At 26.4% G+C, this 13,973-nt stretch carries 14 protein-coding genes, 2 pseudogenes and 1 riboswitch; of the genes and pseudogenes, 5 read left to right on the top strand and 11 right to left on the bottom strand.

Going from position 1 to position 13,973, the window contains the following annotated elements:
* Positions 1-166: 166 nt before the first annotated feature.
* A complete protein-coding gene (locus IGS63_RS11730) occupies positions 167-646 on the bottom strand; it encodes an alpha/beta hydrolase (protein ID WP_232521147.1) in 480 nt (159 codons plus the stop codon).
* An 830-nt stretch (positions 647-1,476) separates the two neighbouring features.
* Between IGS63_RS11730 and IGS63_RS06240 the strand changes: the two genes are divergently transcribed.
* From IGS63_RS06240 to IGS63_RS06230, 3 genes are all read left to right on the top strand, one after another.
* Entirely contained in the window at positions 1,477-1,683 is a 207-nt protein-coding gene (locus tag IGS63_RS06240) for a hypothetical protein (protein WP_190613407.1), read from the top strand.
* A gap of 63 nt (positions 1,684-1,746) precedes the next feature.
* A complete protein-coding gene (locus IGS63_RS06235; RefSeq protein ID WP_190613405.1) occupies positions 1,747-1,941 on the top strand; it encodes a hypothetical protein in 195 nt (64 codons plus the stop codon).
* 102 nt (positions 1,942-2,043) lie between these two features.
* On the top strand, positions 2,044-2,535 hold the full coding sequence (locus IGS63_RS06230) for a hypothetical protein (protein ID WP_190613403.1): 492 nt from the start codon (positions 2,044-2,046) through the stop codon (positions 2,533-2,535).
* An 87-nt stretch (positions 2,536-2,622) separates the two neighbouring features.
* Here the strand turns inward: IGS63_RS06230 and IGS63_RS11845 are convergent, their stop codons facing one another.
* The gene (locus tag IGS63_RS11845) at positions 2,623-2,754 is read right to left on the bottom strand and encodes an ATP-binding protein (protein ID WP_190616123.1); all 132 of its coding nucleotides are present in this window, start codon (positions 2,752-2,754) and stop codon (positions 2,623-2,625) included.
* Between the two features lie 819 nt (positions 2,755-3,573).
* On the opposite strand from IGS63_RS11845, the pseudogene IGS63_RS06220 reads away from it, so the two are divergent.
* Positions 3,574-3,789: pseudogene (locus IGS63_RS06220) on the top strand (ATP-binding protein); the annotation flags it as partial.
* A 67-nt stretch (positions 3,790-3,856) separates the two neighbouring features.
* Here IGS63_RS06220 and IGS63_RS06215 read toward each other — a convergent pair.
* From IGS63_RS06215 to IGS63_RS06205, 3 genes and pseudogenes are all read right to left on the bottom strand, one after another.
* A pseudogene (locus IGS63_RS06215) lies at positions 3,857-4,072 on the bottom strand (IS256 family transposase); the annotation flags it as partial.
* Between the two features lie 221 nt (positions 4,073-4,293).
* Positions 4,294-5,826 carry an ATP-binding protein gene (locus tag IGS63_RS06210; protein ID WP_190613400.1) on the bottom strand — a complete coding sequence of 511 codons (1,533 nt, stop codon included), beginning with the start codon at positions 5,824-5,826 and terminating at the stop codon, positions 4,294-4,296.
* Positions 5,827-5,929: 103 nt separating this feature from the next.
* Positions 5,930-7,171, bottom strand: coding sequence for a competence/damage-inducible protein A (locus IGS63_RS06205; RefSeq protein WP_190613399.1), 1,242 nt, complete (start codon positions 7,169-7,171; stop codon positions 5,930-5,932).
* A gap of 251 nt (positions 7,172-7,422) precedes the next feature.
* Between IGS63_RS06205 and IGS63_RS06200 the strand changes: the two genes are divergently transcribed.
* Positions 7,423-8,184, top strand: coding sequence for a substrate-binding periplasmic protein (locus tag IGS63_RS06200; RefSeq protein WP_190613397.1), 762 nt, complete (start codon positions 7,423-7,425; stop codon positions 8,182-8,184).
* Between the two features lie 87 nt (positions 8,185-8,271).
* On the opposite strand, the gene IGS63_RS06195 is transcribed toward IGS63_RS06200, so the two are convergent.
* From IGS63_RS06195 to trpS, 6 genes are all read right to left on the bottom strand, one after another.
* Positions 8,272-9,576: an NCS2 family permease gene (locus tag IGS63_RS06195; protein ID WP_190613395.1), complete on the bottom strand. Its 1,305-nt coding sequence runs from the start codon at positions 9,574-9,576 to the stop codon at positions 8,272-8,274.
* Positions 9,577-9,658: 82 nt separating this feature from the next.
* A riboswitch (purine riboswitch) is annotated at positions 9,659-9,760 on the bottom strand.
* A gap of 85 nt (positions 9,761-9,845) precedes the next feature.
* Positions 9,846-10,919 carry a glucose-1-phosphate thymidylyltransferase gene (locus IGS63_RS06190; protein ID WP_190613393.1) on the bottom strand — a complete coding sequence of 358 codons (1,074 nt, stop codon included), beginning with the start codon at positions 10,917-10,919 and terminating at the stop codon, positions 9,846-9,848.
* Positions 10,920-11,071: 152 nt separating this feature from the next.
* Entirely contained in the window at positions 11,072-11,806 is a 735-nt protein-coding gene (locus IGS63_RS06185; RefSeq protein WP_190613392.1) for a pseudouridine synthase, read from the bottom strand.
* Positions 11,736-12,284 (bottom strand): SMC-Scp complex subunit ScpB, encoded by a 549-nt coding sequence (locus tag IGS63_RS06180; protein WP_190613391.1) that lies wholly within the window; start codon positions 12,282-12,284, stop codon positions 11,736-11,738. The genes IGS63_RS06185 and IGS63_RS06180 overlap by 71 nt, the downstream gene beginning before the upstream one ends.
* A complete protein-coding gene (locus IGS63_RS06175) occupies positions 12,265-12,936 on the bottom strand; it encodes a segregation/condensation protein A (protein ID WP_190613389.1) in 672 nt (223 codons plus the stop codon). Before IGS63_RS06175 ends, IGS63_RS06180 begins: the two co-directional genes overlap by 20 nt.
* 1 nt (position 12,937) lies before the next feature.
* Positions 12,938-13,915, bottom strand: coding sequence for a tryptophan--tRNA ligase (gene trpS, locus IGS63_RS06170; protein WP_190613387.1), 978 nt, complete (start codon positions 13,913-13,915; stop codon positions 12,938-12,940).
* Between the last annotated feature and the right edge of the window lie 58 nt (positions 13,916-13,973).

The following is a 13,973-nucleotide window of genomic DNA, read 5'->3' as shown; positions in this document are numbered from 1 at the left end:
ATAATATCTCCAACAACAAGTGGTACAGAACCATCTGTTTTAGATAAGATAGTTAATGTATCTGCTTCAACTTCAGATAAACATTTTAATGAAATTTTTTGGAGTTTTCTTAAATCAGCAGCTTTATTTATCCAATTATGATGCCAATATTCCTTTGCTAATTTATTTAAATTTTCATCTTCATGAACTTCTTTATATTTTCTATCAATTTTTTTATAAAATATTTTAAAAAAGGAGTTATTTTTATTTTTTTATTTTTTGCTTCAATGGCTGGTGCAGCCAATGCTATTTTTTTAGGTTTAAATTTTGAAGCTAATATCAAAGTTAAAACTCCACCCATAGATAGTCCAGAAATATAAACTTCTTTATATTTATACTTCAAATCTATATATTCATCTGTTACCTTTCTTAACCAGTCTTTCCAATTTGAATTTTGAAAATCAATAGAATTAGTTCCATGACCAGGTAGACGTGGTATTGAAACTGTAAAACCAGCTTTGTGTAACATATGACCTAAATATCTCATATCATGTGGAGTTCCCGTATATCCATGTATTAAAAGAACTGCTTCTTCACCACCTTCAAAAAAAGATGGTTGTGAAATTTTATTTATGGAAGTTTCTTTTGGGATGTTATCAAAAAACATTTTTTCCTCCAATCAAAATAAATATTAAAAATTTCGTATTCTACTATTAATTATATCATTTTTTTGGGGTCAGATCACATAATTTAAATTTTCTTCAAATATAAGAGCATTTATTAAAATAATAAAAAAATAAGAAAGGAAAGGAGCAAAATATGAACCTACGAAAAATATCATTTATATTCTGGTGGAGGAAAAGCACAAAATTTAATTAATAGACCTATAGACAATTTTCCAAATGATTTTGGAAATGATGCAGGAACCATTTTTTGTTCAGCTGGATTTAGATTAGAAGAATTAAAACTTTCTGAGGGTTAATTCCCATTTTAAGTATTTTAGATTCAAAGAAAGCAAAAATTATTTTAATTGATTTAGAAAAAAACAAATTTGAACTTTCTAAAATAAATATAATAAAGGTACCTTTTAGAATATTAATTAATGGTGTGGATTATTTTTTTCCACATCATTTTGTTGATTTTAAAATCATAAATAATAAAATTTGGTGTTATAATTATAATAAAATATAATAACAAAAAGTACCTACATCAACTCTGAACTCATTTCATTAAATTTTTATCAAAAAAATAATATAATTTTTAATTATTCAAATAAAAATATAGGTATGTTGAAGCTAAAATTTAATATAATTAAAGTTCCAATTTCTATAATGGTAATATTAGAATATGATTGTAAAAAATATAAAAAACTTTATATATAAAATTTATATAAATGGATTTTTATTAGAAAGAAAAGAATATAGTATAATTTTTGCAATATATTCAAAAAACAAAATAGATCACAGTAACATAAACTTTTATTTTTAGGAGGGAAAGATGAAGAGAATATTCATGTTTATTTTATTGATTTTTGCTATTTCAATAACTTTTTCAAGCAAATTTTTTAATGGAATGATGTTAAAAGAAGATTTGAATTTTTTATTTGATAAAATTAAAAGTACTTATCCAAATCCATTTTTAAATACCTCTGTTGAAAAAATTTATGAAATGAAGCAAGATTTAATTGAAGATTTTGTTGAATGAAATAATAATAATTTTTTATAAAGAGCTTCAAGAATTTATTTCAGTAAATAAAAAACGTTCTATGTGTTAAAATTAATATATTTACCAACAATGTATTTGATTTTGTTATTAGAAGATAGACCTAAAAATTTTTCAATGTTTTTTATGTTTATTTTATTGATAATTAAGAAATTTGAGGTGAGTAAAATAGATACAATATTGGCAATTTTTTATAAGGATTTAAAGTATTTAAAGTATCAAAAAAGAGAAATTTATTGATCTATAGCAATTATTTTCATTTTTCCAGCACTTTTATTTATGCCTAAAACTCCTTTTTCCCCTTTTTCTTATAGGGATATTATAATTTTATTTTCAGGACTAATGCCTTTGGGTGTAACGGGTAATTTTTCTGACAACTCCATAAGATTTGAAAGAATGGATGAAACGTTAGAGTTTTTATTATCTTCTGGAATAAAACCATTGAATTTTTATATAGTAAAAATAATTTTACCACTTTTATTGGGGATAATATATTCAATTATTTCTACAATTGAAATGAGCACATTATTAAAGTATGTTTTTGTCGATATAAGTATTCCATTAGAAACGTTAATAATAATACCATTATGTTCAGCAATTATAGCATCAAATGGAGGTATTATTTCACGCTTACTTTTTAAATCAGACGTTAAAGCTGTAAATATAGAAACGATATTTACACTAATAATATTAATTTTACCTTATATAATAGTGAGACCAGATTTGGGAGGCGTCAATGCTATTAGTTACATGATTATAATACTATTTGTGTTTTTTTCTTTGATTGTATTGGGGATTCATCAGATAAAAAATAAAAAAGTATTAGATTTTTAATGCTAAGAAGGTGAGTGTAATTAAAAATATTTTTTCAAGAGTACATTAGTTGGTTGGTTGGTTGGTTAGGTGGTTGGTTAGATAGCTTTAAATGCTTTCATACCAAGTCATATTGCTTATATGAGTTTTCCCTGTTCCAGGATTACCAGATAATATTACATTCTGATTTGTTTGTATAAATTCTAATGTAGATAATACTTTTAATTTTTTATGGTAAATATTCTATTTCTAAATCTTCTATATACTTTTTTTGTGAGAAATTTGCTGTTCTTATCTTACTTTTTAATCTTGAATCTAATAATCTTTCATATTCTTTTTTTTATGTCTCATACAAAAATAATTCATAACTTATTTCTGTATTATTTGCATCTTTTATATATTCTTTAAAATGTATTTTTAATGAAGAGTTTATCATATTTTCCCTTCCTGATCCTTTTTTCTTTTTTATTCCTGACTTTCTTTTTTTATACTTTAAACACTTTCATTTGTGGAAGCGTATATTATGTCATAATATTTAAGGTTTATAATTCTCCCCTTGAGCATATCAAAGTCATTATAAAAGTCATCTTCTATCACGTCTTAATATTTTCGCTTTATAATTGTCCCCTTGAGGGGACGTGGGTTTTTCGGAGGGGTGTTTCTCTTCCTGTTTTTCTATTTACTATTAAACATCGAATATACCAACAACCAACATCCCTCCGTCCTCTGGACTCGCCACTTCTAAGGGGCATTTTTCCTTCATGATCCTTTTTTCTTTTTTTCCCTGGCTTTCTTTTTTTATACTTTAAACACTTTCATTTGTGGAAGCGTATATTATGTCATAATATTTTCGCTTTATAATTGTCCCCTTGAGGGGACGAGTGGTTATCGGAGGGGTGTTTCTCTTCCTGTTTTTCTATTTACTATTAAACATCGAATATACCAACAACCAACATCCCTCCGTCCTCTGGATCGCCACTTCTAAGGGGCATTTTTCCTTCATGGCCCATTTTTCAATTGTATTCCTGGCTTACTTTTATTATACATTAAACATTTAGCGCTAATTTGTTTTTTCAACTTATTAATAAACGCTATGAGAAGAAGTCTACTATTATTACTACTAACCAACCTTTTAGTAAATGGGCTAATGTTTTTAGTGATCCTACTTTGGCTAACGCTATTTTAGATAGACTTATTCATCATTCTCATATCGTTTCTATTAAAGGTCCTTCTTACAGGCTTAAAGACAAACTTATTTTCAATTCTAAAAAATAATTATTTTTTTATTCATTTTTATTTTGCCTTTTTCTTACATTTTCTACTTGACTTTTACACAAGGACTAGAATCATCTGTTTTCTTGTTTTCTTTATCATATTTCCCATAACCTAATTCATCTTCTAATTCTGCTTCTAACATCCCTTGTATTAACGGTCCCACTAATTCTTTTATCTTTTCATATACATCTTTTATTGTGTTTACCTCTGGATCCCTTGCTATTAATCTTGCTAATTTTTCAATGTTGCTTTCTTCTTTTTCTTCTTTTTTCCTTCTTTCCATTTTAAAAACCTCCTTCCTGGTTTTATTTTACCATCCCAAGAAGAAGGTTTTATTTTTTTATTTACACAAAATTTTTTATGGTCTCGTCTACTCTTCTTGGGTAAGACCATTTTTTTACTTTGATTTTTCACTATTTTTCATCGTTACTTTCACGCTTTTTATGGATAATATTTTTAAAAGTTATGAGTTTTTATAAAAAAATATCCCAGCACCCGCTGGGATTATATCTTTTCTATTTTGTATTCGTCTATGTTCCTTTTTTCTGAGTTTATGTTTATTCCTATTATATAAATTTCTTTCCCTTTGTATTTTTCATAGTACTTCATTTCTTTTATTTGATTCAAAGCTTTTTCTGCACTCTTGTCTATCTTTATTTCCATTATGTATATGACGTCTTCCTCTATTACTATATCGCTTCTTCCTAAGTTCGTTAATTCTTCTGCTGTTACGTTCAGTCCTGCTGATGCTAATATTGTATATATCAATGAATGATAGTAACTTTCTTCTTTTTTATGCAAGTTGTATGGTATTGCACTTATTATTCTTTTTATTTCTTTTATTATTCCTTCTATGTCTTTTTCATATATTCTTTCATATATTGTGGTTTCTATTTGTTCTGTTTCTCTTATTCCATAGTTTGCTTCTAATATTATCTTTGAAAAGCTGTTTTTTACTTCTATATTTGGATAGTCTAATATGTACTTTTTTCTCAATCCTAATCTTTTTATTCCTTTAAAGGTCAAGTATCCTGCTTGGGTAAAGAATATACTTGCATTTGCTTCTTCTATTTCTCGGGTTGAAAAATCGAGTTCGCTCACCGGATACTTCACTAAGTCTTCGTATCTTATCTTCTTCCCTTTTATGTATTCATATAAAAATGATGGTGATCCACTTTCAAACCAATAGTTTTCAAATTCTCTTTTTTTAAAAAATTTTAATATTGAAAATGGATTGTATACAGAACTTTCTCCATCAAATGAAAATCCATTGTAGTACATTTTTAAGTTTTTTAATAACTCTTTTTCTTCCATCTTCATCTCAACTGCTGTTTCTTTTATGTGCTCTTTAAAGTTACTTTCCAACTCTTCTTGTGTGTATCCCAACATCTGTGCGTATGTTTTATCTAATGATATATCATTTAAGTTGTTCAATGCTGAAAATACTCCTGTTTTTGTGAACTTTGTTATTCCTGTCATGAATACAAACTTTATGTATTCGTCTTTTGATTTTATTTTTTTATAGAACTCTCTTAAAAATCTTCTTATTTTTTCTGCTTCTTCTTTATTGTTTAGATGTTCTAATATTGGTGATTCATATTCATCTATTAGTATTACTGTTCTTTCTTTATTTTTTTTATTTAAATCTTCTATTATATTTCCAAACATCGTTGGTAAATCTTTTGTTGTTGGTGTTATTCCTTCTTCTTTATATATTTTATTTATTTTATCTTTTAATGATTCTATAAATTCTTCATATGTGGTTAATGTATTATCTGACATATCTATTTTTATCACTGGATATTCTTTGAACTCCCATTTGTCGTATATGTATGTACCCTTAAATAATTCTTTTTCTCCTTTAAATAGATAGTACAGTGTTGATACCGTTAAACTCTTTCCAAATCTTCTTGGGCGTGATAAAAAATAAAATTTTCCACTTGTTATTAATTCATATAAATATTTTGTTTTATCTATGTATATATAATTTGTTATTAACTCTTTAAAGTCTTGTACTCCTATTGGCAACTTCTTCACTTTTATCACCTCTAATTTCATTATATCATAGGCTTTTTATTAAATTCATTTTTAAATATAAAATTAAAAAAAATAATAATGTTTGTTGTTATTTCATATAATTTTATGAATGAACTTTAGTTTTTATTAATTCTCTTCTTAGTTGATCTAAAATTATTTTAGTCGTCCTACTTCTAATTTTTTCTCTATTTCCATGTAAATTTAATTTTTTAATTATTGTTTTTCCATTAATATAGATTCCTATGTATACTAATCCAACTGGTTTTTCTTTTGTTCCTCCACTAGGGCCTGCAATTCCTGTAGTTGATAATCCAATATTGCTATTTGAATTTTTTACAATTCCTTCTACCATTTCTTTTGCTACCTGTTTACTAATTGCACCATATGTTTCTAATGTTTTTTTAGAAACATTCAATCTATTTATTTTTGATTCATTACTATAAGTTACTATTCCTTCCAAAAAAACAGAAGATATTCCTGGATAGTTTATTAATTTAGAACTCACCATACCACCAGTACAAGATTCTGCAACTGATATCTTTAAATTTTTTTCTATCAATAATTTTGCAACTACTTCTTCAATAGGAGTATTCCCTTCTGCATAAACATTATTTTTTAAAATATCCTTAATTTTTTTTGATATTGGATTTATTAATTCTAATGCTTCCATTTTATTTTTTGCTTTTGCTGTTATTCTAAAAAACATTTCTCCATCTTTAGCATAAGGAGCTATTGTTGGATTGTTTTGATTTTCTATTAATGATTTTATTAATGTTTCAGCTTCACTTTCTCCAACTCCAATGACTCTAAGTATCTTTGAAAATAAAATTTCATTTGTTTGTTTTTTTAAATATGGAAATACAGTATTTAAAAACATTGGTTTCATTTCTTTTGGTGGCCCTGGTAAAAGAATAGCAATTTTATCGTTTTTTTCAATAATACATCCTGGAGCAGTTCCATTTTTATTTTGAATTATTGTAGCACCTTCTGGAAAATAGCATTGTTTTTTATTATTTTCAGTCATTTTTTTATCTTTAAAAAAGAATTTTAATTTATCAAAAGATTCATTGTGTAAAATTAATTTTTTATTAAAATATTTTGCAATTGTTTCTTTGGTTAAATCATCCTTTGTTGGTCCAAGACCTCCCGTTGTAATAATTAAATCAGCTCTTTCAAAAGCATTTTTAATAGCTTTCTTCAATCTTTCTTCATTATCTCCAACTGTTGTTTGATAGTATACATCAAACCCCAATTCTGAGAGTTTTTGAGATATAAATTGTGCATTTGTATTTACTATGTCACCTAGTAATAATTCTGTTCCAACACTTATTATTTCTGCCTTCATATTAATCTCCTTTTTAATATTTATATTTTTACATAAATTCAGTACAATCATCATGAAAAAATATAATTATTCATACTAATTGAATTGTACCATAAAATGTGACCTCATTAAAAAATAGTTCAAGTAAAATGAAAATAAATAAAACAATAGTTAATTATCTTTTGTTTTTTTATTTCAATAACAAAAAAACATTAATAAAAAATTAATTTAAATTTAATTTATGATATAATAAGTATAGGAGGTGATTTTTTATGAAAAAAATTTTTTTGGGATTTTTGTTGTGTTCTTTAATTTTGTTTAATGGTATGATATTTTCTGTAACCGCAAGCAATTTAAAAATAATGACAGAAAATTTTGCTCCATTAAACTATGAAAAAGATGGGAAATTACAAGGTATAGCAGTTGATTTAATTGGATTGATGTTAAAAGAAATGAACTCAAAATTAACCGTTAAAGATATACAAGTACTTCCATGGGCAAGAGGTTATAAAATTGCTTTAAATGAAAAAAATACCTGTTTATTCTCAACAACAAGAACAAAAGCAAGAGAAAATTTATTTAAATGGGTTGGCCCTATTTATCAAATAAAAGAAGGTATACTTGCAAAAAAAGAAAGAAATATTAAAATAAAAGAACTCAAAGATATATTAAAATATAAAACTGGTACAATTATAGAAGATGTTGGAGAACAATTACTTACAGAAAATGGAATTCCTCTCAAGAGCTTAGAACGTGTTGGTGGAACAGGAGCAGTTGATAATTCTTTAAAAAAATTAGCTGCTGGAAGAATTGATTTATTTACGTATGATGAACTTGGTTCTAAATGGGAAATGAAAATATTGAATATAAAACCTAATGATTATGAAATGGTTTATATTTTATCCACTGCAGATTTATACTATGCATTCAATAAAAATACACCTGACTCTATTATAAAAGAGTTTCAAAATGCTTTAGATAAGTTGAAAAAAGATGGTAGTTATCAAAAAATAGTAGATAAATATTTAAAATAAAATTTATTTATATTTCTTTAAAAAAAGGGGACTACACCAAATATGGTGTAGCCTAATGTATAAAGGTTGGTAGTATTATATTATTTATTATCTTAGATATATCAAGTAAAGAATGAATAAGAATCCAAGTACCCATGTTAGCCAATGAACATCTTTTGCTTTACCGCTAAATAATTTTACTATTGGATATACAATCATTCCAAGAGTAATACCAGTAGCAATAGAATAAGTCAAAGGCATCATTACTAATGTTATAAAAGCAGGTAATCCTTCTGTCGTATCATCCCAATCTATTATTTTTAAATTTTTTATCATTAATGACCCTACAAATATTAATGCAGGAGCAGTTGCAGCCGCTGGAATAGATGATGCAAGAGGTGACATAAAAAGCATTAATAACATTAATCCAGCTGTTACTACAGATGCAAGACCAGTTCTTGCTCCTTGTGCAATACCTGCACCACTTTCTATATAAGTCGTAACTGTTGACGTACCAAATAAAGCTCCTATTGAAGTACCAGTTGCATCAGCCATATAAGCTTTGGTTGCACGAGGTAAATTTCCTTCTTTATCTGTCATTCCTGCTGAATTAGCAAGCCCCATAAGAGTTCCTGTTGTATCAAAAAAATCAACAAAGAAAAAAGTCAATACTATTACCCAAAAACTTGGATCTATAAGAGATGCTCCTGTTAATTTTAATTTAAAAAATGTAGGTGCAATATTTGGAATTGGTCCAAAAACACCATTAAATTTTGTAATTCCAACAAAAGCTCCAAAAATTGTAGCCAATAGAATACCTATTAATATTGAACCAGGTACTCTCAATGCATACAATGCTGCTATTATTAAAAGACCTATAATTGTAGTCAATGCTTCTGGTGTCGTTATTTTTCCAAGTGCTAAATATGTTGCTGGATCAGAAACAACTATTCCAGCATTTTTCAAACCAATAAAAGTTATAAATAATCCTATCCCAGCACTTGTTGCAATTTTTATTGAATGAGGAATTGCATTAGCTATATATGTTCTTACTCCAACTAAGGTTATTAAAATAAAAATTAATCCTTCTATAAAAACAGCTCCTAAAGCAACTCTCCAATCTACTCCCATTTTCATAACTACAGTATATGTAAAATAAGCATTTAATCCCATTCCTGGTGCTAATGCAAATGGATAATTAGCCAATAACCCCATTGTTAATGTTGCAACAGCTCCACCCAATATAGTTGCAACCATTAATGCTCCATATGCTCCATCAACTTTTATAGCACTTGATAATATTGATGGATTTACAAAAATAATATAAGCCATTGTTAAAAATGTTGCTATACCACCAAATATTTCATTTTTAACTGTACTTCCGGATTCAGAGATCTTAAAAAATTTATCCACCGTTCTTCCTCCTATAAAAAAAATTCCCTCTTCCACTAGGAAGAGGGATTGTTATTTTTTAAATATTTGTTGGTAAATACATAAAAACAATCTCTTTTCCTGTAGTCGGATAATTTACGGTTATCCGGTAGAAACTTCCGAACCATATCTTCGGTATTATACAGGTTTTTCTTACAAAGAAATAATAACAAAAAAAAAACTTTTTTTCATTAAGAAAAAATTAATTTTTTCTTACACAATTGTTTGTTCGTTAATATTTTTTTAATAATTTATCTAGGTATTTCTATTTTTCCAAAATCTCCTATAACTAATTTTATTGTTTTTGGATTTTTTTCTATAGATACAATTTCTGCATTTGAACCTATTATAGAAGAATCTAATCTTGATTTAAATGAAGAAATAGTCGCATTATCTAAAATTATTGAATTTTCTATTTCTGAATCTTCAACAGTAACTCCATTCCCTATTGAAGTATATGGTCCTACATAAGCATTGCTTAATGTTACGTTTTCACCAATTATTACTGGTCCTCTTACTATTGAATCTATTATCTTTGATCCTTTCCCTATCTTTACATTTCCTTGAACAACTGAATTTTCATAAATATTTCCTTGAATATCTTTAGATTTCATTTTTTCAAGAATTGATCTATTTGCTTCTATTAAATCCTCTGGTTTTCCAGTATCTTTCCACCATCCATATATTACTTGAGCTCCAGTATTTCCTTTATTCTTTATTAACCAAGCTATAGCATCAGTTATTTCCAATTCATTTCTCCATGATGGTTTTATATTTTTTATTGCTTCAAAAACAATAGGTTTGAACACATATACTCCAACTATAGCCAAGTTTGATGGTGGATTTTGAGGTTTTTCAACAACATCAATTACATTATTCCCCTCCATTATTGCTATTCCAAATCTTGATGGATCTTCCACTGGAGTTAAAAGTATAAAAGAGTCAAAATTACCTTCTTTAAATTCTGTTGTAAATTTTGCTAAATCTGTATTTATAAGATTATCTCCTAAATACATTAAAAAATCATCACCATCTATAAATTCTTCGCTTATTGCGACAGCATGAGCTAATCCCTTTGCTTCTTCTTGAATTATGTACTTTATATCTAATCCATAATCTTTTCCATCACCTAAAACTTTTACAAAATCTTTTTTATTATCCGGATTTACAATTATTCCTATTTCAGTTATTCCAGCTTCTCTAATTTTTTCTAAACTATACATAATGGTAGGCTTATTTGCAATAGGAATAAGTGGTTTTGCATTTGTAAAGGTTAATGGTCTCAATCTTGTACCTTTACCAGCACATAAAACTATAGCTTTCATTTGTATCACTCCTTAATTAAGTATTATTAAAATTTATGAATATCTTTTCCTTTTCTTAAATTAAGCATCTTGATATTTAATAAACATGAGTTATAATGTATTAACCATCCCCCCGAAAATTTAATTATTTTCGGCCTTTTAGGTAGTGACTTTTAGTCACTACCTTTTATTTTATTTATTTCACTTTCATTTAATTTTAATATATTACCTGGATACGGAACCAAAGAAACACTCCATGGACCAAATTTTGTTCTTTTAAGTTTTATAACTTTATGACCTAATGCTTCAAACATTCTTCTAATTTGTCTCTTCTTTCCTTCACTTATTGTTAAAGTTATTTCATGATTAGAACCTTTTCTTATTACCTTTTCAATCTTTGCAGGTCTTGTTTTATAATCATCAATTATAATACCACTTTCTAATTGTTTTATTTCTTCTCTTGTTATATTTCCTTTTATCAATGCTTTATATGTTTTAGTTATTTCATGGCTTGGATGCATTAATTTATTTGCAAGTTCTCCATCATTAGTTAGCATTATTATACCAGATGTATTCAAATCAAGCCTTCCAACATGAAATAAGGTTTCTGTAATATTATTTTCATCTAAAATATCTCTAATTGTTTTTCTTCCATAAGAATCCTTCATTGTTGTTAATACTCCAACGGGTTTATGAAATAAATAATAACTTTTTTTAGAAGATTTTTTTATAATATCAGATACTAAATTTTTTTTATTTAAATATTCAATTTCATCAGAATCTTCAACATTAAACCAAGGTTCTTTTATAACTTCACCATTTACTTTTACTAATTCATCAAAGGTTATCTGTGCTGCTTTTCTCCGAGGAATCCCCATCATTTGTAAAATTTTTTGTAATTTGTACATTTTTTAATTCCTCCAATTTTTTTAAAGTATCTTCTGGTATCCAATTATAAAATTTTTCTGTTAATGTATAATAATATATCTTTCTTTCATCTTTTCTTATTCTCTTTATTAACCCATAATCCATTAAACGATTTAATTGAAAATAGCTATTTTTACCTCTCGATCTTTCTATTTCACCACTTCTTGAAGGACCATTTAAATACAAAATTGCAAGTATTTCAAATTGAGATCCTGTTAAATCAATCCTTTTAGGTTTTGGTGTTATTAAAGCTTTTATTTCTGATTTTATTTCAAATCTATATTTATTATTATTTCTTATTAATTCAACTCCATGTTCTGTTTTTGTATAATGATATTGTATTTCATGAATTAAATCTATTACTTCAGTTTCATTTAAAGAAAGAATTTTCATAATTTCTTCTATAGAAATACCATTTTGTCTTGAATAAATTAAAGCTTCAATCATTTGTTGTTTCAATTTTCTCACCAGCTTTTATAAATGTATCAGACTCAAATTTATATATATTATTCCTAACTAAAGTTAATGCTCCAAGAAAATAAACTATAAATTTTAATTTATTATATTCTGATATTTCATATAAATTATAAATAGAAATTTTATCAAAAGTTGATAGTTTTTCCATAGCTTTTTCAACTGTATAAACTTCTCTTATTATTTCTAATTTTTCTTGTATAGAAATATACTCTGAAAAAAACAACTCTAATTGTTTAGAAAAATTTTCTTTATTTGGAGTATTTATATTTTTTATTTTTATATATTTGGTTCTTGGTGTTCCAAAATCATTTTTTATTATATTTGAAGTTTTTTTCAAAAGTTCATAATCTTCTATAACATTATATAAAAAATCTTTATGTTTTCTCAATTCGTTATCTTTTGAAGAACGCGGTAATAATTCTTTAGACTTTAAAAATGTCAGATAAGAAGCGAGTCGCATAAACTCGCCTACATTTTTTAAGTTTTTTTTATTTTTCTGAATATATTCATTAAATAAATCAGCAATTTTTGAAACAGGTATATTTCTTACTGATATTTTTTTTTCTTTTATTAATTCAACTAATTTTTGAAATGAACCAGAATAAATATCAATATTAATATCTAATTCTAACACTTTACCACCTTAATTTCATTGCATTTCTAACCCTTTTTAAAGTTTGTTCTGCAACCGATCTTGCCTTTTCATTTCCATCAAGAATAATTTTTTTAGCATCATCATTAGAAATATTTTTTAAATTATTCCAAACAGGTTCTAATTGTTCTTTCATATTTTTAAACAATACCTTTTTACACTGTATACAACCTATCTCTGCTGTTTTACATCCATTTATTACCCAATTTTTTTCTTCTTCAGAATTAGTAAATGCTTTATGAAAATCCCATACAGGACATTTTTCAGGATCACCCGGATCAGTTCTTCTCATTCTTGCAGGATCTGTCTTCATTTGCATTATTTGTTTTGACATATCTTTTTCTTCTGTTTCAATTATAATAGAATTTCCATAACTCTTTGACATCTTTCTTCCATCAGTTCCAGGTAGTTTTGGAACTGATGCAACATAAGCTTCTGGTTCTGGAAATATTTCTTCATATAAATTATTGAATTTTCTGGCTATTTCTCTTGTAAACTCAACATGATAAATTTGATCTTCTCCAACAGGTACAGTATCTCCCATATAAGTTAAAATATCTGCTGCTTGAAGAACAGGATATCCTAAAAATCCCAATGTTGATAAATCTTTGTCTTTTATATTTTCTTTCATATCTTTAAATGTTGGCATTCTTTCTAATCTTGTTGTGGATACAAGCATACTAAATAAAAGATAAAGTTCAGCATGTTCTTTTATTGCAGATTGAACAAAAATAGTTGATTTTTTAGGATCAACGCCCATTGCCAAATAATGTCTAACTAAATCTAATGTTGAACTTTCAATAGTATTTACATCATCTCTATGTGAAGTCAATGCATGCCAATCAGCTACAAAAAAATAAGATTTATCTGCTTTATTTTGAAATTCAAGCCATTTCCCTATTGTCATAAAATGTCCAAGATGTAATTTTCCAGTTGGTCTACTTCCACTAACTACTATCATAAAAAGCACCTCCGATAAACTTAATTCATTATATTCTATCACATATCTTTCAATATGG

The organism is Tepiditoga spiralis (assembly GCF_014701195.1).
GTDB classification, from domain to species: Bacteria; Thermotogota; Thermotogae; order Petrotogales; family Petrotogaceae; genus Tepiditoga; species Tepiditoga spiralis.
The sequence above is the reverse complement of the archived record's forward strand: the minus strand, read 5'-3'. Positions and strand labels throughout refer to the sequence as shown.

What these genes read in the sequence shown, in the direction of transcription:
- IGS63_RS06240 (WP_190613407.1), top strand. Translation starts at nt 1,477, where the DNA reads ATGAAGAGAATATTCATGTTTATTTTATTGATTTTTGCTATTTCAATA.
- IGS63_RS06190 (WP_190613393.1), bottom strand. Translation starts at nt 10,919, where the DNA reads ATGAAAGCTATAGTTTTATGTGCTGGTAAAGGTACAAGATTGAGACCA.
- IGS63_RS06200 (WP_190613397.1), top strand. Translation starts at nt 7,423, where the DNA reads ATGAAAAAAATTTTTTTGGGATTTTTGTTGTGTTCTTTAATTTTGTTT.
- trpS (WP_190613387.1), bottom strand. Translation starts at nt 13,915, where the DNA reads ATGATAGTAGTTAGTGGAAGTAGACCAACTGGAAAATTACATCTTGGA.
- IGS63_RS11730 (WP_232521147.1), bottom strand. Translation starts at nt 646, where the DNA reads ATGTTTTTTGATAACATCCCAAAAGAAACTTCCATAAATAAAATTTCA.
- IGS63_RS06205 (WP_190613399.1), bottom strand. Translation starts at nt 7,171, where the DNA reads ATGAAGGCAGAAATAATAAGTGTTGGAACAGAATTATTACTAGGTGAC.
- IGS63_RS06230 (WP_190613403.1), top strand. Translation starts at nt 2,044, where the DNA reads ATGCCTTTGGGTGTAACGGGTAATTTTTCTGACAACTCCATAAGATTT.
- IGS63_RS06185 (WP_190613392.1), bottom strand. Translation starts at nt 11,806, where the DNA reads ATGTACAAATTACAAAAAATTTTACAAATGATGGGGATTCCTCGGAGA.